Genomic DNA, 17,472 nt, shown 5'->3' on the forward strand with positions numbered 1-17,472 from the left:
GAGTTGTCGCGTTTCCGACGTGGTCGCGTACCGTCTTTGAGCGATTCAGTTTCTATAAAGTGTACGATCTCTCCTGTTTGCATGCGGACAGAGCCATTGGCCTGCTTCTTGCTGTCGTCATCGATGACTCATCAATCGGCACAATCGGATGGGGCTCATGGGCGCAGCGACGGAAACGTTCTACAGCGTGATCAGGCGGCAGGGCATCACGCGTCGAAGCTTTCATAAATTCTGCAGCCTGACGGCGGCGAGCCTCGGGCTTGGGCCGCTGGGAGTGGGCCGCATTGCAAATGCGCTTGAAACAGAGCCACGCATGCCGGTGATTTGGATGCACGGGCTCGAATGCACCTGCTGTTCGGAGAGTTTCATCCGCTCCGCGCATCCCTTGGTGAAGGACGTCGTGCTGTCGATGATCTCGCTCGACTATGACGACACCATTATGGCCGCGGCCGGCCATCAGGCGGAAGCGGTTCTCGAAGAAACCCGCAGCAAGTACAAGGGCCGGTACGTGCTTGCTGTCGAAGGCAATCCGCCGCTGAACGAGGCCGGCATGTTCTGCATTGACGGCGGCAGGCCTTTCGTCGAAAAACTGAAGATGATGGCCGGGGATGCGATGGCAATCATCGCCTGGGGCGCTTGCGCCTCCTGGGGCTGCGTTCAGGCGGCAAGGCCCAATCCGACGCGGGCAACGCCCATCGACAAGGTCATCACCAACAAGCCCATCATCAAGGTGCCGGGTTGCCCGCCGATCGCGGAGGTGATGACAGGCTTAATCACCTTCATCACCACTTTCGGCAAGCTGCCTGAGCTCGATCGGCACGGCCGGCCAAAGATGTTCTATTCGCAGCGCATCCACGACAAGTGCTACCGGCGTCCGCATTTCGATGCCGGCCAATTCGTTGAGAAATGGGACGACGATGCGGCGCGCAAGGGCTACTGCCTCTACAAGATGGGCTGCAAGGGGCCGACCACCTACAACGCCTGCTCGACGGTGCGCTGGAACGATGGTGTCTCGTTCCCGATCCAGTCGGGCCATGGTTGCATTGGCTGCTCGGAAGACGGCTTCTGGGACAAGGGCTCGTTCTACCACCACCTTACCAACATCAAGCAGTTCGGTATCGAGAAGAGCGCCGACGAGATCGGTATGGCGGCGGCAGGAGCCGTCGGCGCTGCTGTGGCTGCGCATGCGGCGGTGACGGCGGTGAAGCGCCTCGCCAGCAAGCGTGAGGACGCTGGTCGAGATCATTAATCGAGTTTTCGGAAAGGGAACGATGGGCGTCCAGACACCCAACGAGTTCAAACCTGACAATTCCGGCAAGCGCATCGTCATCGATCCGCTGACCCGGATTGAAGGCCATATGCGGATCGAGGTCAATGTCGATTCTGACAACGTGATCCGCAACGCGGTCTCCACCGGCACGATGTGGCGCGGCATCGAGATCATCCTGAAGGGCCGCGATCCGCGGGACGCCTGGGCCTTCACCGAGCGGATCTGCGGCGTCTGCACCGGCACGCACGCGCTCACCTCGGTGCGCGCGGTCGAGAACGCGCTCGGCATCACGATTCCCGACAACGCGAACTCGATCCGTAACATCATGCAGCTTTGCCTGCAGGTGCACGACCATCTCGTGCACTTCTATCACCTGCATGCGCTCGATTGGGTCGACGTCCTCTCCGCGCTCAAGGCCGATCCCAAGGCCACCTCGGCGCTGGCTCAATCGGTCTCGTCTTGGCCGTTGTCCTCGCCCGGCTATTTCAAAGACCTCCAGATCCGGCTGACGAAGTTCGTCGAGTCCGGTCAGCTCGGCCCGTTCAAGAACGGCTATTGGGGTCATGCCGCCTACAGGCTGCCGGGCGAAGCGAACCTGATGGCGGTTGCCCATTATCTGGAAGCGCTCGACTTTCAGAAGGAAATCGTCAAGATCCACGCGATATATGGCGGCAAGAACCCGCATCCGAACTGGCTGGTCGGCGGCGTGCCCTGCGCCATCAATGTCGATGGCACCGGCGCGGTCGGCGCCATCAACATAGAGCGGCTCAACCTCGTCTCTTCCATCATCGACCGCTGCATCGAGTTCACTGAAAAGGTATACCTGCCCGACATCGTCGCGATCGGCTCTTTCTATAAGGATTGGCTCTATGGCGGCGGCCTCTCCGGCAAGAGTGTGATGGCCTATGGCGATATCCCAGAGAACGCCAATGACTATTCGGCCAAGAACCTGAAGCTGCCGCGCGGCGTGATCATCAACGGCAATCTCAACGAGGTGCTGCCGATCGACCACGCCGATCCCGAGCAGATCCAGGAGTTTGTCACCCACTCGTGGTACAGATATGCCGACGAGTCCAAGGGCCTACACCCCTGGGATGGCGTCACCGAGCCGAACTACGTGCTCGGTCCCAATGCCAAGGGCACCAAGACCGACATCAAGGAGCTCGACGAGGGCGGCAAATATTCCTGGATTAAGGCGCCGCGCTGGCGCGGCAATGCCGTTGAGGTCGGGCCACTTGCTCGTTACATCGTCGGCTGTGCGCAGAACAAGCCCGAGTTCAAAGAGCCGACCGAAAAGCTGCTCAAGACGCTCGGTCTTCCCGTCACTGCGCTGTTCTCCACGCTCGGCCGCACGGCGGCGCGCGCGCTTGAATGCGAATGGGCGGCGAACCAGATGCGCTACTTCCAGGATAAGCTGGTCGCGCGCATCAAGGCCGGTGACACCTCGACTGCAAATGTCGACAAGTGGGAGCCGGAGAGCTGGCCGAAGGAAGCCAAAGGTTACGGCTTCTCCGAGGCGCCGCGTGGTGCCCTCGGGCACTGGATTAAGATCAAGGAAAACAGGATTGACAACTACCAGTGCGTGGTGCCGACCACCTGGAACGGCTCGCCGCGGGATCCCAAAGGCAATATCGGCGCCTTCGAAGCGTCGCTGATGGATACGCCGATGGCGAATCCGGAACAGCCGCTCGAGATTCTGCGCACCATCCACTCCTTCGATCCGTGCCTGGCCTGTTCGACCCACGTGATGTCTCCGGACGGTCAGGACATGGCAACCGTCAAGGTCAGGTAGGAAAGGGGAGCGCCATGATTAACGTAGTTGCAAGCCCGCAAGAGCCCGAGCCCAACCTTGCGGCGACCGCCGCGGATGCGTCGGGCAAACACGCGGTCGGACGCACGACTGTCTATGTTTACGAAGCGCCCGTGCGCGTCTGTCACTGGGTAAACGCGCTCGCAATTTTAGTCCTGATGGTGACAGGCTATTCGATCGGAACGCCGTTGCCGGCTGTGGAGGGCGAGGCCTCGGCAACCTACGTAATGGGCTATATCCGCTTTGCCCATTTCGCGGCGGGGCAGGTACTCGCGGTGTTCTTTCTCGTCCGCATCCTGTGGGCCTTCGTCGGCAACCACCACGCCCGGCAGATCTTCTTCATTCCGGTGCATCGCAAACAGTTTTGGAAGGACGTGCTGCACGAGATCCGTTGGTATGCCTTCCTGAAACGTGAACCGAAGATGTATGTCGGCCATAATCCCCTGGCGCAGACCGCGATGTTCACCGGCTTCACGCTGTGCGTGGCCTTCATGATTGTCACGGGCTTTGCCCTCTATTCGGAAGGCGCCGGGATCGATAGCTGGCAGCACAAGATGTTCGGTTGGCTATTCGCGATCTGGCCTAACAGCCAGGACGTACGCACGTGGCACCATCTGGGCATGTGGGCATTGATCATATTCTTGATGGTCCACATCTATGCCGTCGTTCGCGAAGACATTATATCGCGCCAGGGCATCATGTCCTCGATGATATCGGGTGTACGTCAGTGCCGCGACAAGCCGTCGAGCAGGCCGGTGCCGTCATCTTTACAGCCAAGGCGGCGCGTCCTGGTGCTCGGTATTGGCAACATTCTTTGGGCAGATGAAGGGTTTGGGGTGCGAGCGGTGGAAGAATTCCATCGCCGTTACACCGTGCCCGATGGCGTCACCATCTTGGACGGCGGTACGCAGGGGCTCCAGCTCGTCAACTATCTTCAGGAATCCGATTGCCTGATCGTATTCGACGCAATCGATTATGGCCTGGAGCCCGGACAGTTGAAGCTCGTGCGCAACGAAGAAGTGCCGCGCTTCATTGGCGTTAGGAAGATGAGCCTGCATCATACCGCTTTTCAGGAAGTTATCAGTGCAACTGATCTGCTCGGTCATTGCCCGAAACAACTCGTTCTGATCGGCTGTCAGCCGCTCGATCTCGAGGACTGGGGTGGGCCCCTGACGCCGGCGGTGCGCAATCAGATCTCCCCTGCGGTCGAACTTGCCAGCTCAATCCTAGCCGAGTGGGGCGTGGAGGTGACGCCGCGCATCGCACCGTTACGGGAGTCCGAGTGGTTGCTCGCCAATGGTATCGATCACCTGCACTACGAGATGAGAGTGCGCAGCTGAACGGCCAGCGACCTGTCGGAGACATCGCAGATGTGTCTTGGTTTGCCAATGACGATTATCGAAAGCGACGGCATCTCCGCGCTTTGCGAGTTTAGTGGCGTACGGCGGCGCGTCTCGGTGCTCTTGCTCTCCAATCCGCCTGCCTGTGCCAAGGTGTTGGTCCATGTCGATACTGCTATTCGGCTCCTGGATGACGACGAAGCGCGGCTGATTGCGGATGCAATCGAAGGCATCGGCGCAGCGCTCAATGGCGAGGACTGCGACGGCTTCTTCGCCGACCTGCTCGACCGCGAGCCGCCGCTGCCCGAGCATCTCCGGCTCGACCTGGCTAGTAGCCATCTTCGACATTCCAGGATGAACCATGCGACGAGCACCTACGGAGACGGTGGCGAAGCTGGAAGACAAGCCTCTCGTCCAGAAAGATAACCATCATCCGTTCGTGACAACGAGCTGTTCATCTGAAAACTCATCGTCGTGGGCCATCGTAAAGAATCTGATCGGATCAGAACTGGAGCGCGGATGAAATTCCAGCAGGGGATGCCTGTTCTGGCGCGGCGCGGCCCGTCCGAGGTCGATGTTAGTCTCCTCGATCGTTCTCCAGCTGCGTCCGATGAGCCGGGTGCGATGCCAGTGTTGTCGTCGGCGGGCAATCCCCCACGCCTTCCGGAGACGACCGGCGTTGCCGTCGTTCTGCTCAAGTTGATCGGCGAGTTTCGTGGGCGGCTGCCTGGCTCGGTCATCGCGAGCAACGCCGAGATTAAACTCGGTCAGCACTTTGTATTGCGTGTGCAGCCGATGGTGGTTTTGCTCGCCAAGGAGATGCTTGGGCTGATCGTAAGAACCTGGGATTTGTCAATCCATTTCGATCGCATCTCCACCCCGATCAGCCGACCTTGCGGAAGCGGGGCGGCAGTCGTTGGAACCGTCCCCCCTTACCAGAGCTCACAGGGTGTCGGATTGTGAAGGCGCGTTTTGGCACAGTGCCTGAAGATGGGGAGCGGCCGATCTACCGCGAGGAGAGCCTCGACGCGGCGGGCAGCCGCGTGAGCGCAGCGGGCGCCTTAGCGAAGCTTGCGTCGCTCGATAGTGTGGAGCTCGCCTGGAGTTGCCCGAACGCGGTGGAGCTGTTGTCGCGGATCGCCGCCACCATTGCCATCCAAAAGGCCGATGCGCCGACACGACTGTTTCGGCTCGGCAATCTCAATGATCTCGAACGGAAGGTGATTGCCGATGTGTTCGGCGAAGGCGAGGTGGCCGGCGTCGTCGCGCTGCCGGACGGATCGCTGGTGCAAATCCAGGAATCGGTGCTGGCCGGGATCTGGCGCGTACGGCTCAAGACAGACGAGGCATCCGAATATCTCGAGGTCGGCGCCATCCCCGAGATCGTCAGGCGTGCAGCTACCGATCTCACGACCGTGGATTTCGAGATCGTGGAGACCCCGGAGGGCACCATGAACGTGCTGCCGGTGCTTGCCGAAATTCGCGGCTGTGCGCTGGCCTGGCGCCCGGGCATTCGCTCGAGGATCATCAATTTCACGCTGCTGCCGATGAGCCCGGCCGACTGGAGCTTCCTCAAGGAAACGATCAAGAATGGGCCGATCGAGCTCGTCTCGCGCGGCTATGGCAGCTGTCGCGTGCTTGCGAGCGGTATCCGAAATGTCTGGTCGGTGCAGTTCTTCAATGCCACGGACAGTATCATCCTCGACACGCTCGAGGTCGGCGGCGTGCCGGCAGTCGCGACCGCTGCCGACGAGGATTTTAGGGATTCCGCCGAGCGCTTGCAGGAAATCATTGAGGCCTATTTCAAATGAACGGGTTCGAGAATTTTGGCGTGCGCCTGGATGTTGCCGATGGCACGCGGCTGGAATGCGGTGTCTGCTGGACGGTCTATGACCCGGTCGACGGCGACAACTTGGCGCAAGTCGCGCCCGGCACACCGTTCGCGGCGTTGCCGGGGGACTGGCATTGTCCGAACTGCGACGCCCCGAAATCCAAATTTATGGCGATTGAGTCATGATGTGTGACGCTCCCGACGCCACCGGTGAAGTCGACGCATTGGCGTGCGGTAAGGAGTTGGAGAAAAACTCTATCGTGAGATCGGCGAGCGCGCGGTGCGAGATCTACCGATCTATAACGGCGCACTTAGCGTTGCGCCGATCGGTGTTACGTCTGTTCCATGGCACGATCCTCGGCATCATCGTCAGGCCGTGGTTCATGAATGTAGTGATACCCGCGGCGGAAGCTGCTCTGGCCGAACTGTTGCTACCAGCCGACGGTGAGGAGGCGGTCCGCCGCCACGACGCCGCAACAAGCGCGGTCGATTGGCGAAACTTTCTGCATGGCGTTCTGGCGGAGCGGCACACATGAGCCGGGCCCTCCGTAACGAGATCGACATCACGGTCTGGCTTACCGGCTGCACCATCGAGGACATTACGATCCTGCCGCGGAGCCGGCCGCCCTTGACACGCCTGTTTGCCGGAAAGCCGGTTGCGTCGTTGTCGGGCGTGCTGCCGCGACTGTTCTCGCTGTGCTCGACGGCCCATCAGGTGGCATTCCTGTCGGCGATCGAGGCCGCGCATGGCGAAGAACCATCCGCTGAGACGCTCCGGCGCCGTGTCATAGCCGTGGTTTCCGAGCGCCTGACCGAACTGTTGCGGGGCCTCTTCGTCGGCCGCCTCGCGCTAGATCGCGCGAGTGCCGCCGTCGTTCGTGCCATGATGCTGGCTACGATCGCGCTTGGCGGCAGCGAGGAGTCGCCGCGCGGCGAGGCCGTGTCGCAGATCAGGGCGTCGCTCCTGACACTGGGGATCACCGCCGAGGAGCCGGCGCCGAGGTCCGGCAGCGCGCTGGCCACGCATCTTGGGAGCCTCAATGGCGATGCGCTGTCGCTTTCGGTGATCGAGCAGTCGTTCCTCTCGGCGTCCGAGGATCTTGACGTCGTCATGCGGATGCTGTCGGACAGCACGACTTTCTGCGATGCGCCCAATCTTCACGGCCGCATTCCGGAGACCGGCGTCTGGGCGCGCCGGGTTGGGCGTCAGTCGATTTCGCCGCCGGACGCCGGCCCGGTCGCGCGTCTGAAGGCGCGGATGGCCGAGATAGCCCGGCTTTGCGCTTGGCTCGAAGGCGAGCAGGTTCTGGAAGAGGGCATCACAGGGAGCTATCGACTCGGTGCCGGTCGAGGCGCGGCCGCTGTCGAGTGCGCGCGCGGCCGGCTCTACCATGCCATTGAGCTCGATGACGACGATTGTATCGTCCGCTTCGAGTTCCTGGCTCCGACCGAGTGGAATTTCCATGCCCGTGGGCCGCTGGTTCAGAGCCTCAAAGGTTCGCTGATGTCGGCCGGCAGGCAGGGACAGGACGCGGTTCGCGCCCTCGTCGGCTTGTTCGATCCGTGCGTCGATGTCGAGCTCGGCTTCCTCAAGGTCGGCCATGCATGAGATGGCGCTGTGCGAAGGCATCATTTGCATCGTCGAGGAGGAAGCGCGCAAGCGCCGGTTCTCCAGGGTGAAGGTGATATGCCTCGAGATAGGCGCGCTTAGCCATGTCGCGCCGGAGGCGATGATGTTCTGCTTCGAGGCCGTGGCCGCACGGACCATTGCGCGAGGAGCGCGGCTCGAGATCATCGAGAGGCGCGGAATAGCCTGGTGTTTGGCCTGCTCGCAGAGCGTCGAGATTGCGCAGCGCTGCAAGCCGTGCCCTTTCTGCGGCAGCTATCAATTGCAGGTAACCGGTGGCAAAGAAATGCGCCTCAAGGAATTGGAGGTCGACTGATGTGTACGGTATGCGGCTGTAGCGACGGAAAGTCGACGATCTCTCATGCGCATGGTCATCACCACGATCACGGCGGACACCATCATCACCATCATGGGCTAAGCCATGATCACCATCACCATCACCGTGGTGCGGCCCGCAATCATGAGCATGGCGCTGTCGGGCTTCTCGATTGTGGCGCCAATCCGGCCGGCCAGCAGATTGTCGGCATGAGCGGCGACCGGATCATCCAGGTCGAGCGCGATATTCTCGGCAAGAATGATCGGCTCGCCGCCGACAACCGCGCGCGCTTTCGTGCCGACGACGTGCTTGCCTTCAACCTGGTCTCCAGTCCCGGCGCCGGCAAGACCTCGCTCCTGGTCCGTGCCGTCTCCGAGTTGAAGGCCAGTTTCCCGATCGGCGTGATCGAAGGCGACCAGCAGACCTCCAACGACGCCGAGCGCATTCGCGCGGCCAGCGTTCCGGCCATCCAGGTCAACACCGGCAAGGGCTGCCATCTCAACGCTGCGATGGTCGGGCAGGCCTATGACCGGCTGCCCTGGCTGAACGGCGGCATACTGTTCATTGAAAATGTCGGCAACCTCGTCTGCCCCGCCGCGTTCGATCTCGGCGAAGCCTGCAAGATCGTGGTATTCTCGACCACCGAGGGTGAGGACAAGCCGCTCAAGTACCCGGATATGTTCGCGGCATCGTCCCTCATGATGATCAACAAGATTGATCTCGTCCCGATGCTCGACTTCGATCTCGCCAGGACCATCGAATATGCGCGGCGGGTCAACCCCAGAATTGAGGTGCTGACGGTGTCGGCGCGCACCGGCGAAGGGTTTTCGACATTCTATGCCTGGATCCGCAAGCGCGCGGCGAAGGCGAAGCCGCCCGAGATCGCTGTGGGAGGATGACCATGCGCGTCGAGACCACAGCGCAAGTCGGACGGCGGCTGCGCCTGCATGTGCGCGGCGCCGTGCAGGGCGTCGGCTTTCGTCCATATGTCTACGGCCTCGCCGCGCACTATCGCCTCGGCGGCTTCGTCGCCAACGATCCGCACGGGGTGGTCATCGAGGTCGAGGGCGAGCGCACGTCTGACTTCGTTACCGCACTGCCGCTGGAAAAGCCGCCGCTCGCGCGGATCGACGCGATCTCTATCCAGAGCATCGGCGCCGTCGCGAGCGATCAGTTCTGCATCCGTGCCAGTGAGCATGGCAAAGTGTCGACGCGGATCGTCGCGGACGCGGCGACCTGTCCGCAATGCCTGAGCGAGCTGTTTGATCCGGGCAGTCGCTTCCATCTCTATCCCTTCATCAACTGCACCCATTGCGGCCCGCGCTATACCATCGCTGAGCGGCTGCCCTATGACCGCCGCACCACCGCGATGAAGCGCTTTCCGTTGTGCGCGGCGTGCGCGAGCGATTATGCCGATCCCAACAGCCGTCGCTTCCACGCCGAGGCCATTGCCTGCCCGCAATGCGGCCCGAGGCTCAGCCACAGCGTCGAGGCGGTCGCGGCCGCGATCGCCGCGGGGAAGATCGTGGCGATCAAGGGGCTCGGCGGCTATCAGCTCGTCTGCGACGCCCGCGCCGATGACGTCGTGCAGCGCTTGAGGCTGCGGAAGCAGCGGGACCAGAAGCCATTTGCGGTGATGGTCGGCACCGTGGATGCGGTTTCGGAGATTGCCGATGCCAACACGGCCGAGCTTGCCCTGCTGGCATCCTCGCCCCGACCGATCGTGCTGCTGACGTCACGCCATTGCCTTGCGGGCGCGATCGCGCCGGAGCTGTCGCGGGTCGGCGTCATACTGCCGGTCGCGCCCTTGCATCATCTGCTGTTCCAGGCACTGCACTCGGCGCATCCGCGGCGCGGCGAAAGCTGGGTGATTGTTGCAACAAGCGCCAATCCCAGCGGCGAGCCGCTCTTGGCCGATAATCGGGAGGCTGAGCGGCGCCTCGATGCCATTGCGGACCTGATTGTCACCCACGATCGCGACATCGTCATCCGCGCCGACGATTCGGTTGCCGCGATCGTGGCAGGACGGATGCAGTTCATCCGCCGGGCCCGAGGCTATGTTCCCGAGCCGATCCGGCTTGCGCGGCCAGTGCCACCCGTGCTCGCCGTCGGTGGCGCCTTGAAGGTGACCGTCACGGCCACGCGTGGAAACGAGGCCTTCGTGTCCCAGCACATCGGCGATCTCGACACTGCGCAAGGAATCCGCTTCTTCCAGGAGACGGTGCAGCACCTGACCTCGACGCTGGATGTCGAGCCGATCGTCATCGCGCATGACCTTCATCCCAACATGGCGTCGACCCGTCTCGCCGAAGCGAGCGGGCGCCGCTTGATCCCGGTTCAGCATCATCATGCCCATGCCGCGTCCGCGATGGCGGAGCATGGTATCGAAGGGCCGGCGCTCGCGCTTGTGCTCGACGGTTTCGGCTATGGCAGCGACGGCGGCAATTGGGGCGGCGAGCTTTTCCGGTGTGACGGGGCGCGATTCCAGCGGCTCGGACATCTCGCGCCGCTAAAGATGCCGGGCGGCGACCGCGCCGCGCGGGAGCCCTGGCGAATGGCGGCGAGCGTGCTGCATTCTCTCGGGCGTGGCGATGCGATCCCGCGCCGCTTTGCGGTGCAGCCGCAGGCAGCTCGCCTATCAACCTTGCTCGACCAGCCGGACGTGCTGGTCACGACCAGTGCTGGCCGGATGTTTGACGCGGCGGCGGGTCTGCTGGGCCTGTGCTCCGTTCAGAGCTATGAGGGCGAAGCCGCGATGAAGCTGGAAGCTCGCTCGCGCAGCCCGCGCATCGCACCCGGGGGGTGGATGATCAAGGATGGTGTGCTGTCCATCCATCCACTGCTCGACCGCCTCAGTGCCGATGCTGTCGATCCAGGCGAGGGCGCCGAGCTGTTTCACGGCACGTTTGCTGCGGCTTGCGTCGACTGGATCGCGCGTGCAGCGCGGGAGAGCGGCCTCACCATCGTCACCTTGAGCGGCGGATGCTTCCTCAATGCCATCCTTGCGGACAATATCGAGCGCGGCTGCGTCGCTGCCGGTCTCAAGCCATTGCTGCCGCGCCAGGTGCCGCCCAATGACGGCGGCCTGAGCCTCGGGCAAGCCTGGATCGCCGCTCTGCAAATCGTCGAACACCGCCGGGAAGGAAACGCCTGATGTGTCTCGCAATACCTGCCGAGGTGACGAAGCTCCTTGCCGACGACATGGCCGTCGTCTCGATCGACGGCGTCAGCAAGGAGATCTCGGTGGCGCTGATCGAGAATCCTACCATTGGCGAATATGTGATTATCCATGTCGGCTATGCCCTGACCAAGATCGACCCGGAGGAGGCAAGCAGGACGCTCGAGCTCTTGCGCGAGCTTAGCATGGAAGGTCAGGCAGCCGCGCCATGAAATATTCCGACGAATTTCGCGACAGGGAGATCGCGCAGGGACTTGCGAAAGCAATCCGCGCCGAGGCCGATCGGCGGCGGCCGTACCGCTTCATGGAATTCTGCGGCGGCCATACGCACGCAATCTCGCGCTATGGCCTCGAGGACATGCTGCCGAGCAACGTGCGGATGATCCACGGTCCCGGCTGCCCAGTCTGCGTGCTGCCGGCCGGGCGAATCGACATGGCGATCCGTCTCGCCGTGAGCCCCAAGGTCATCCTGTGCGTCTATGGCGACCTGATGCGTGTGCCGGGCTCGCAAGGGGCGTCGCTCTTGAAGGTGAAGGCGCGCGGCGCCGATATCCGCATGGTCTATTCCACCGTCGATGCCATCCGCATTGCCGAGGACAATCCCGGGCGCGAAGTCGTGTTCTTCGCCATCGGCTTTGAGACCACGACGCCGCCGACGGCCGTCATGATACGTCAGGCCGAAAAAAAGCGGCTTTCGAATTTTAGCCTGTTCTGCAACCACGTGCTGACGCCGCCGGCGATGCAAAACATTCTGGAGAGCCCTGACGTTCGCAACATCGGCCACGTGGAGATCGACGGTTTTGTCGGGCCGGCCCATGTCTCGACCATCATCGGCACGGCGCCTTTCGAGCTTTGCGCGGAGGAGTTCCGCAAGCCGATCGTGATCTCCGGTTTCGAGCCGCTTGACATGATGCAGACCATCCTGATGCTGGTCCGGCAAGTCAACGAGCATCGCCACCAAGGGGAAAACCAGTATCGCCGCGCGGTGACCCGCGACGGCAATCTGCGCGCCAAGGAGGAGATTGCTGACATTTTCGAGCTGCGAGACCGGTTCGAATGGCGCGGGCTCGGCCAAGTTCCATACAGCGGGCTCAAGCTGAAGCGCGCATACGCCATATACGACGCGGAGGTGCGCTTCGACATGCGCGAGCTGTGCGTTGCCGACAATCGGGCATGTGAATGCGGCCCCATCCTGCGCGGAGTAAAGAAGCCGGCGGATTGCAAGCTGTTCGGGACGGTCTGCACGCCGGAAACGCCGATGGGATCCTGCATGGTGTCCACCGAAGGCGCCTGCGCCGCGCATTGGACCTATGGCCGCTTCCGCAATCATCAGCAGAGACGGGCGTCATGAGAGGCAATCAGCGCAAGCTCGACATCAGGAATGGCTGCATCGACCTGTCTCACGGCTCCGGCGGCCGCGCGATGGCGCAGCTGATTTCGGGGCTGTTCCATGAGGCCTTCGGCAATGAATGGCTGGCGCTCGGCAATGATCAGTCGGCCTTCGACGTCGGCGCCGGGCGCATGGTAATGACGACCGATGGCTACGTCATCTCGCCACTGTTCTTCCCGGGCGGTAATATCGGTTCGCTGGCCGTGCATGGCACAGTCAACGACATCGCAATGGCCGGGGCGCGGCCGCTTTATCTGTCCGCGAGCTTCATCATCGAGGAGGGGTTTCGTTTCTCCGACCTCAAGACGATCGCCGAGTCCATGGGAGAAGCGGCGCGATCGGCCGGCGTCCACATCATCACGGGCGACACGAAGGTGGTCGAACACGGCAAAGCCGACGGCCTGTTTATCTCGACAGCCGGCGTCGGTGTGGTGCCTGACGGGCTCGAACTCTCCGCGGAGAACGCGCGCGTCGGAGACCGCGTGCTCATCTCGGGCACGCTCGGCGATCATGGCATCGCCATCATGTCCAAGCGGCAGAACCTCGCTTTTGAAACGGAGATCGTGTCGGATTCGGCGGCGCTGCACGACCTCGTCTTGAAGATGGTTGAGGCCGGAGGCCAGGGCATTCGCCTGATGCGCGACCCCACCCGCGGTGGGCTTGCCGCGACCCTGAACGAGATCGCCCGGCGATCCGACCTCGGCTTTCGATTGCAGGAAGAGGCAATCCCGGTGAAGCCCGGCGTGGCGGCGGCCTGTGAGCTCTTGGGGCTCGATCCACTCCATGTCGCCAATGAAGGCAAGCTGGTTGCGATCGTGTCGCCCCAGGTCGTCAATGCCGTGCTCGCTGCGATGCGGGCGCATCCGCTCGGCAGCGATGCCGCCGACGTCGGCGAGGCAATCGCCGATGACCATCATTTCGTGCAGATGGCGACCAGCTTTGGCGGCGACTGCATCGTCGACTGGCTATCGGGCGATCAACTTCCGCGTATCTGCTGAGGCCCAGGCATGCAAAGATCGGAACGCCGCTGTCACTCAGAATCGACTAGGGCACGTTGACCGGCGGCATGGATTCGGTCACGCGGGGCACGAAAGCATCCTGGTGGCGGCCCCGTGCCGCCAACATGCATTGCAAATGCCACAATGAGAAGTAGGAGCCTACGCATTCGAAGAAGTCATTCCCGAAGCTATATCGCAAGTGTGACGCTCATAACATCTTGCTCAGGAAGGGGGCCTGAATGATTTGGGGCACGCAAAGGCCCAAAGTCTCATTGGATGGCTCTTGCAAAGTTCTCAAACTCGATTTTCTTTGCTCGCGCCGCAAGACGGCAGACCGTCCGCAGATTGCGCCGGAAAAATGCACTTCTTCCCGACAACGGCAGGATTATTGCGCCAGATTCGAATAATCTTTTATGTATCAGGCGGTCAACCGGGCAAACTAGGACTGTCGCTTTCCCTCTGCAATCGAGGGCTGTATAATGAACAATCATGACTTTATTTCCAGTAGCCTGCTGGCGCTGACCGCGACGGGTCTTGCGCTGCTTTGCTCGAGCCTGCTCGCCTTTGCCTTCATTTGACGTCGACGTAGCGCTCGCACCTTGCGGATTCAGTTGGAACCTCGCTAACTCGCGATTGGCTAAGATCAGCAAACGCAAAGTCGAACCCATTAGCTTAGAGAAGTTAAGTCAGACAAGAGGGGTGCATGCGCTATTTTCTCTTGTTTGTTGTCGTGCTCGCAACCCATCTTGGTTGATTCTGGGTCACGTTCGATCGCCGCTCCGCGGGATCGTTCGGGATACATGCCGACGGCTCGACTAGACGTTTATGCTTGCAAGGGCGTATCTAGGGATATCCTGGCAACTGCCAGTTCGCAAGCTATAGCCAATGTATGGCCAGCGCATCCGGTACAGACGCTTATTGCGGTATCAATCCGGTCTACGCTGTCGAGCGGCGCAGATCACAATCACGCTGGCGGCTGATAGGCCATTCTATTGGCTGTCCTACGAGACCAGTCGACCGGCGGGAGGCGAAAAGCGCTTGATGATGCCATGTCCTTTGGAAAGGGAGTGCCACCTTTGAACTCGTTGATTCGAGGATATTTTCGCCGCACAGGATGGTTCCATGTGTGGTCGCGCGCTACGCCAGTATCGGTTCGAACCGAACTCCTCGAGCGTCGATCAAAAGACAACCCTATGGTCGACAAATCTTCGAAGGCCACGTCACTTCCGCTCGATTGGACATCGACCTCGAGCGGTGGGACGCGCGCTTCAACAAGATGTGCGGCCTCGGCCTAGATCAGCTCATCTCCCGCGGCATGGACGAGGGTCCGTTCCTCCGAAAGACTGCTCTGCGGATTCCAATGCAAATCTCATGGTCATTGAATCCGAGCTAGAGCGGGATAGTGCGCGTTGCCGCCGAGAGCCCAATCGCGATCGTCCCTTAGGAATACCTTGCGCACGTGGGCTAGCTAGGCATTGCAGTGGCGACTTCAGGCGTGGGCCGATCTCTGCAAAACCAGCCTTGAAGTACAATGCCAAGCTGGAGTTGCGCGTCCACATCGGCGGCCTGGGTGCGGCCAATTCAAGCTGGCTCCATCCTTTTACTGTCCCCAGGTCTACGGCAGCCTCAATGAGACGCATTGCGACCCCAGACGAACGCTGATCCGGCACCACGTAGAGTTCGGTGATGGTGGCGTAGGTTCCGCGCGCGAAAAGGGCTGCGCTTTCCGACAACATGATGACGCCGACCGGGCGGTCCCCGGCGAAAGCTAGAAACCCATAGACACGCTCTTTCATGGCAAGGAGTTCGGCTACAAGTTGGGGATCTGGTCCCGCCTGTACCTGGCCGGCCCCAAGTTCGGCCAGTAGGGCAGCAACCATGTGGGTCACCGTTGGGGCGTCATCGACAGACACTTCACGCGTGGTCACCATATGTGGTCCTCCTCCAAACTCAAGCAAAATAGCAGCCGGTCCAGCAGCATCGCGACCAGCGCGAACGCAAACGACGCTCCACGCCCGACCAGACTGGCGAAGGTCAGCGCCACGAACAGCAGCATCGCGCGACGAGCGAAGTGCAGGACAGCGGAGGTTTTGTAAATCAGCACAAACCACATGGCGACCAGCGAATGCTTCACCCCGAGAGCAGCGCGAGAATCCTTAGCCGGCATCGGAGTCCAATGGCTAAATCCTCTCAGACAATCTTCGTATGCGCGAGTCCAAAACAAACTTTCTTTGGCCGGGTGGAGATAATCAGCCTTTTGTATTTTCCGAGTAGACGCGTTGATTATTGCGCGCAGTGAAAACCTGCGCGCACGCATCAGTTGATGACGCAACCGTGCAGTGGCTGCGCGCGCACTGGCTTTTGGCGCCCTCTGGCTCATGCGGGCGCCGCCCCGCTCAACCCTTCGTAAGTTCGCTAATGATCTGACGAGGAGGCCTGCCTCATTCATCGTTGAGTTCGGCAGCGATGTCTTAGTTGAACCCGATAGGCAAAACGGACTGTCGAACGGTGTACGCAGATATCGCGTCTTGAAAGCCGAGCGATCGGAGTTTGCTGACAATTTTCAGCATCGACACGTTTAGAAGGACCATCCATCTCTCATTTCTCGATCCAGGCTCGAAACAATTTGACGATTGATCAATGGTTGGCAGCCTGCCGACCCGGCATTCAACTCAAATTGACGGCCAAACATGAGATCCTGGCGAGGCAACAGCCGACGATTTTCGGCGCGCTGAAGCCGCTTGAGGGTGAAATACGTCGCTGTTCTCCAATAAGTTGCCCTATCTCGACTTCAACTGGCGGTACGCGCCACGGATTTGGTCGAGGTGTATCAACAAAGGATCGGAACGGCAGTGCTGGCGAGATCTCTTCAAATTGGTGGAGGCTGAAATGCTTTTTTGTACAGTATCAATTTTCGCCGTGGCCATTCTTGACTCGATACCGATCTCTGTGGAAGCCGCTTCAAAGTGTCCGGTCCCTGGTGTCCAGTCGAGTTGAGGTGTGAACTCAAGCGGTTACTTCGATGTCGCGGCCGGTGGTGCATCTACTATTACCGCTCAAAATGGACGGGTTGATTGCCGCTTCAAAGATTTCGCAAAAGCCTGCACATGCGGCTCTAAAGAAACTGAATGTATCTACTTACACTTACACCGCCAAGGCAGGCTACAAGAGCAGCGATGCGTTTGCCGTCAGCTTTACGGGAAAGGGCCCTTCGGGTTCGGGAACGTCGGTCATTACAATGAACGCGACAGTTCAGTGAGACGCGCCGGAAGCCGGTTTAGTCCAGTACCGGACATGCTGGCCAACACTAACGTCCGGAGTGACCTTGCTTCGGGTGTCCCGTTCAAAAGGCTACGGATGGGTCAAGAGCGCGGCCGTCTGCAACGGGTGTCGCGTCTAAGCGGATCGATACCGCCTGAAAAAAACACCTAACGGCCCCTACCTTCGGCATATGCTATTTGCGGATATCTCTGTGCCGAGCGTGAAAAGCTGATAAGAGCCGTACTTTCATCGGACATTCTAAGCCCGGGCAAAAGTCGGCCGAGAGGAAGAAATATCTCTCCCAAATCGCATCGTCCACTCGCGGCCAGGGCCGAGGCCCGCGCCAGGCGTTCCGCGACGAGGTTGCCCCTTCAGTAATATCTAGGGCAGAGAAGCATGCTTCCATGAGCGCCGGGATCGAAGCCGCGCGAACTGGCGCCTAACGTCCCCG

17 protein-coding genes and 3 pseudogenes are annotated in these 17,472 nt (G+C 61.0%); 18 read left to right on the top strand and 2 right to left on the bottom strand.

Features of this window, described 5'->3' with window-relative positions:
• Positions 1–157 precede the first annotated feature (157 nt).
• From ACKWRH_RS07655 to ACKWRH_RS07735, 17 genes and pseudogenes are all read left to right on the top strand, one after another.
• Complete coding sequence (locus tag ACKWRH_RS07655; protein WP_445219992.1) at positions 158–1,249, top strand: hydrogenase small subunit; 1,092 nt, start codon at positions 158–160, stop codon at positions 1,247–1,249.
• A 22-nt stretch (positions 1,250–1,271) separates the two neighbouring features.
• A complete protein-coding gene (locus ACKWRH_RS07660) occupies positions 1,272–3,062 on the top strand; it encodes a nickel-dependent hydrogenase large subunit (protein WP_445219993.1) in 1,791 nt (596 codons plus the stop codon).
• A 14-nt stretch (positions 3,063–3,076) separates the two neighbouring features.
• Positions 3,077–3,817, top strand: a pseudogene (gene cybH / locus ACKWRH_RS07665) (Ni/Fe-hydrogenase, b-type cytochrome subunit); the annotation flags it as partial.
• Positions 3,818–3,835: 18 nt separating this feature from the next.
• Complete coding sequence (locus ACKWRH_RS07670) at positions 3,836–4,420, top strand: HyaD/HybD family hydrogenase maturation endopeptidase (protein WP_445222345.1); 585 nt, start codon at positions 3,836–3,838, stop codon at positions 4,418–4,420.
• Between the two features lie 30 nt (positions 4,421–4,450).
• Positions 4,451–4,738, top strand: a pseudogene (locus tag ACKWRH_RS07675) (HypC/HybG/HupF family hydrogenase formation chaperone); the annotation flags it as partial.
• A 201-nt stretch (positions 4,739–4,939) separates the two neighbouring features.
• Entirely contained in the window at positions 4,940–5,383 is a 444-nt protein-coding gene (locus ACKWRH_RS07680) for a hydrogenase accessory protein (protein ID WP_445219994.1), read from the top strand.
• Complete coding sequence (locus tag ACKWRH_RS07685; RefSeq protein WP_445219995.1) at positions 5,380–6,231, top strand: hydrogenase expression/formation C-terminal domain-containing protein; 852 nt, start codon at positions 5,380–5,382, stop codon at positions 6,229–6,231. Before ACKWRH_RS07680 ends, ACKWRH_RS07685 begins: the two co-directional genes overlap by 4 nt.
• Positions 6,228–6,437, top strand: coding sequence for a rubredoxin (locus ACKWRH_RS07690; protein ID WP_445219996.1), 210 nt, complete (start codon positions 6,228–6,230; stop codon positions 6,435–6,437). Before ACKWRH_RS07685 ends, ACKWRH_RS07690 begins: the two co-directional genes overlap by 4 nt.
• Positions 6,434–6,787 (top strand): hypothetical protein, encoded by a 354-nt coding sequence (locus ACKWRH_RS07695; RefSeq protein ID WP_445219997.1) that lies wholly within the window; start codon positions 6,434–6,436, stop codon positions 6,785–6,787. Before ACKWRH_RS07690 ends, ACKWRH_RS07695 begins: the two co-directional genes overlap by 4 nt.
• Positions 6,784–7,860, top strand: a complete 1,077-nt coding sequence (locus ACKWRH_RS07700; RefSeq protein WP_445219998.1) for a hypothetical protein — start codon at positions 6,784–6,786, stop codon at positions 7,858–7,860. Before ACKWRH_RS07695 ends, ACKWRH_RS07700 begins: the two co-directional genes overlap by 4 nt.
• Positions 7,853–8,194, top strand: coding sequence for a hydrogenase maturation nickel metallochaperone HypA (gene hypA, locus ACKWRH_RS07705; protein ID WP_445219999.1), 342 nt, complete (start codon positions 7,853–7,855; stop codon positions 8,192–8,194). Before ACKWRH_RS07700 ends, hypA begins: the two co-directional genes overlap by 8 nt.
• The gene (gene hypB / locus ACKWRH_RS07710; protein ID WP_445220000.1) at positions 8,194–9,093 is read left to right on the top strand and encodes a hydrogenase nickel incorporation protein HypB; all 900 of its coding nucleotides are present in this window, start codon (positions 8,194–8,196) and stop codon (positions 9,091–9,093) included. The genes hypA and hypB overlap by 1 nt, the downstream gene beginning before the upstream one ends.
• The gene (hypF, locus tag ACKWRH_RS07715) at positions 9,090–11,348 is read left to right on the top strand and encodes a carbamoyltransferase HypF (protein WP_445220001.1); all 2,259 of its coding nucleotides are present in this window, start codon (positions 9,090–9,092) and stop codon (positions 11,346–11,348) included. The genes hypB and hypF overlap by 4 nt, the downstream gene beginning before the upstream one ends.
• Entirely contained in the window at positions 11,348–11,584 is a 237-nt protein-coding gene (locus ACKWRH_RS07720; protein WP_445220002.1) for a HypC/HybG/HupF family hydrogenase formation chaperone, read from the top strand. Before hypF ends, ACKWRH_RS07720 begins: the two co-directional genes overlap by 1 nt.
• Positions 11,581–12,723, top strand: a complete 1,143-nt coding sequence (gene hypD, locus ACKWRH_RS07725; RefSeq protein ID WP_445220003.1) for a hydrogenase formation protein HypD — start codon at positions 11,581–11,583, stop codon at positions 12,721–12,723. Before ACKWRH_RS07720 ends, hypD begins: the two co-directional genes overlap by 4 nt.
• Entirely contained in the window at positions 12,720–13,760 is a 1,041-nt protein-coding gene (gene hypE, locus ACKWRH_RS07730) for a hydrogenase expression/formation protein HypE (RefSeq protein WP_445220004.1), read from the top strand. Before hypD ends, hypE begins: the two co-directional genes overlap by 4 nt.
• Positions 13,761–14,556: 796 nt before the next feature.
• Positions 14,557–14,718, top strand: a pseudogene (locus ACKWRH_RS07735) (DUF3551 domain-containing protein); the annotation flags it as partial.
• 343 nt (positions 14,719–15,061) lie between these two features.
• Here ACKWRH_RS07735 and ACKWRH_RS07740 read toward each other — a convergent pair.
• Both ACKWRH_RS07740 and ACKWRH_RS07745 read right to left on the bottom strand, forming a co-directional pair.
• On the bottom strand, positions 15,062–15,691 hold the full coding sequence (locus tag ACKWRH_RS07740) for a GNAT family N-acetyltransferase (RefSeq protein WP_445220005.1): 630 nt from the start codon (positions 15,689–15,691) through the stop codon (positions 15,062–15,064).
• Positions 15,685–16,140, bottom strand: a complete 456-nt coding sequence (locus ACKWRH_RS07745; protein WP_445220006.1) for a hypothetical protein — start codon at positions 16,138–16,140, stop codon at positions 15,685–15,687. Before ACKWRH_RS07745 ends, ACKWRH_RS07740 begins: the two co-directional genes overlap by 7 nt.
• Before the next feature lie 642 nt (positions 16,141–16,782).
• Between ACKWRH_RS07745 and ACKWRH_RS07750 the strand changes: the two genes are divergently transcribed.
• Positions 16,783–17,019: a hypothetical protein gene (locus ACKWRH_RS07750; RefSeq protein ID WP_445220007.1), complete on the top strand. Its 237-nt coding sequence runs from the start codon at positions 16,783–16,785 to the stop codon at positions 17,017–17,019.
• The last annotated feature ends 453 nt before the right edge of the window (positions 17,020–17,472 follow it).

It is taken from the genome of Bradyrhizobium sp. Pa8, from assembly GCF_052588265.1.

Coding starts and splice junctions, on each gene's coding strand:
- ACKWRH_RS07655 (WP_445219992.1), top strand. CDS start 158: ATGGGCGCAGCGACGGAAACGTTCTACAGCGTGATCAGGCGGCAGGGC.
- ACKWRH_RS07660 (WP_445219993.1), top strand. CDS start 1,272: ATGGGCGTCCAGACACCCAACGAGTTCAAACCTGACAATTCCGGCAAG.
- ACKWRH_RS07680 (WP_445219994.1), top strand. CDS start 4,940: ATGAAATTCCAGCAGGGGATGCCTGTTCTGGCGCGGCGCGGCCCGTCC.
- ACKWRH_RS07690 (WP_445219996.1), top strand. CDS start 6,228: ATGAACGGGTTCGAGAATTTTGGCGTGCGCCTGGATGTTGCCGATGGC.
- ACKWRH_RS07695 (WP_445219997.1), top strand. CDS start 6,434: ATGATGTGTGACGCTCCCGACGCCACCGGTGAAGTCGACGCATTGGCG.
- ACKWRH_RS07700 (WP_445219998.1), top strand. CDS start 6,784: ATGAGCCGGGCCCTCCGTAACGAGATCGACATCACGGTCTGGCTTACC.
- hypA (WP_445219999.1), top strand. CDS start 7,853: ATGCATGAGATGGCGCTGTGCGAAGGCATCATTTGCATCGTCGAGGAG.
- hypB (WP_445220000.1), top strand. CDS start 8,194: ATGTGTACGGTATGCGGCTGTAGCGACGGAAAGTCGACGATCTCTCAT.
- hypF (WP_445220001.1), top strand. CDS start 9,090: ATGACCATGCGCGTCGAGACCACAGCGCAAGTCGGACGGCGGCTGCGC.
- ACKWRH_RS07720 (WP_445220002.1), top strand. CDS start 11,348: ATGTGTCTCGCAATACCTGCCGAGGTGACGAAGCTCCTTGCCGACGAC.
- hypD (WP_445220003.1), top strand. CDS start 11,581: ATGAAATATTCCGACGAATTTCGCGACAGGGAGATCGCGCAGGGACTT.
- hypE (WP_445220004.1), top strand. CDS start 12,720: ATGAGAGGCAATCAGCGCAAGCTCGACATCAGGAATGGCTGCATCGAC.
- ACKWRH_RS07740 (WP_445220005.1), bottom strand. CDS start 15,691: ATGGTGACCACGCGTGAAGTGTCTGTCGATGACGCCCCAACGGTGACC.
- ACKWRH_RS07745 (WP_445220006.1), bottom strand. CDS start 16,140: ATGAGCCAGAGGGCGCCAAAAGCCAGTGCGCGCGCAGCCACTGCACGG.
- ACKWRH_RS07750 (WP_445220007.1), top strand. CDS start 16,783: ATGTCGCGGCCGGTGGTGCATCTACTATTACCGCTCAAAATGGACGGG.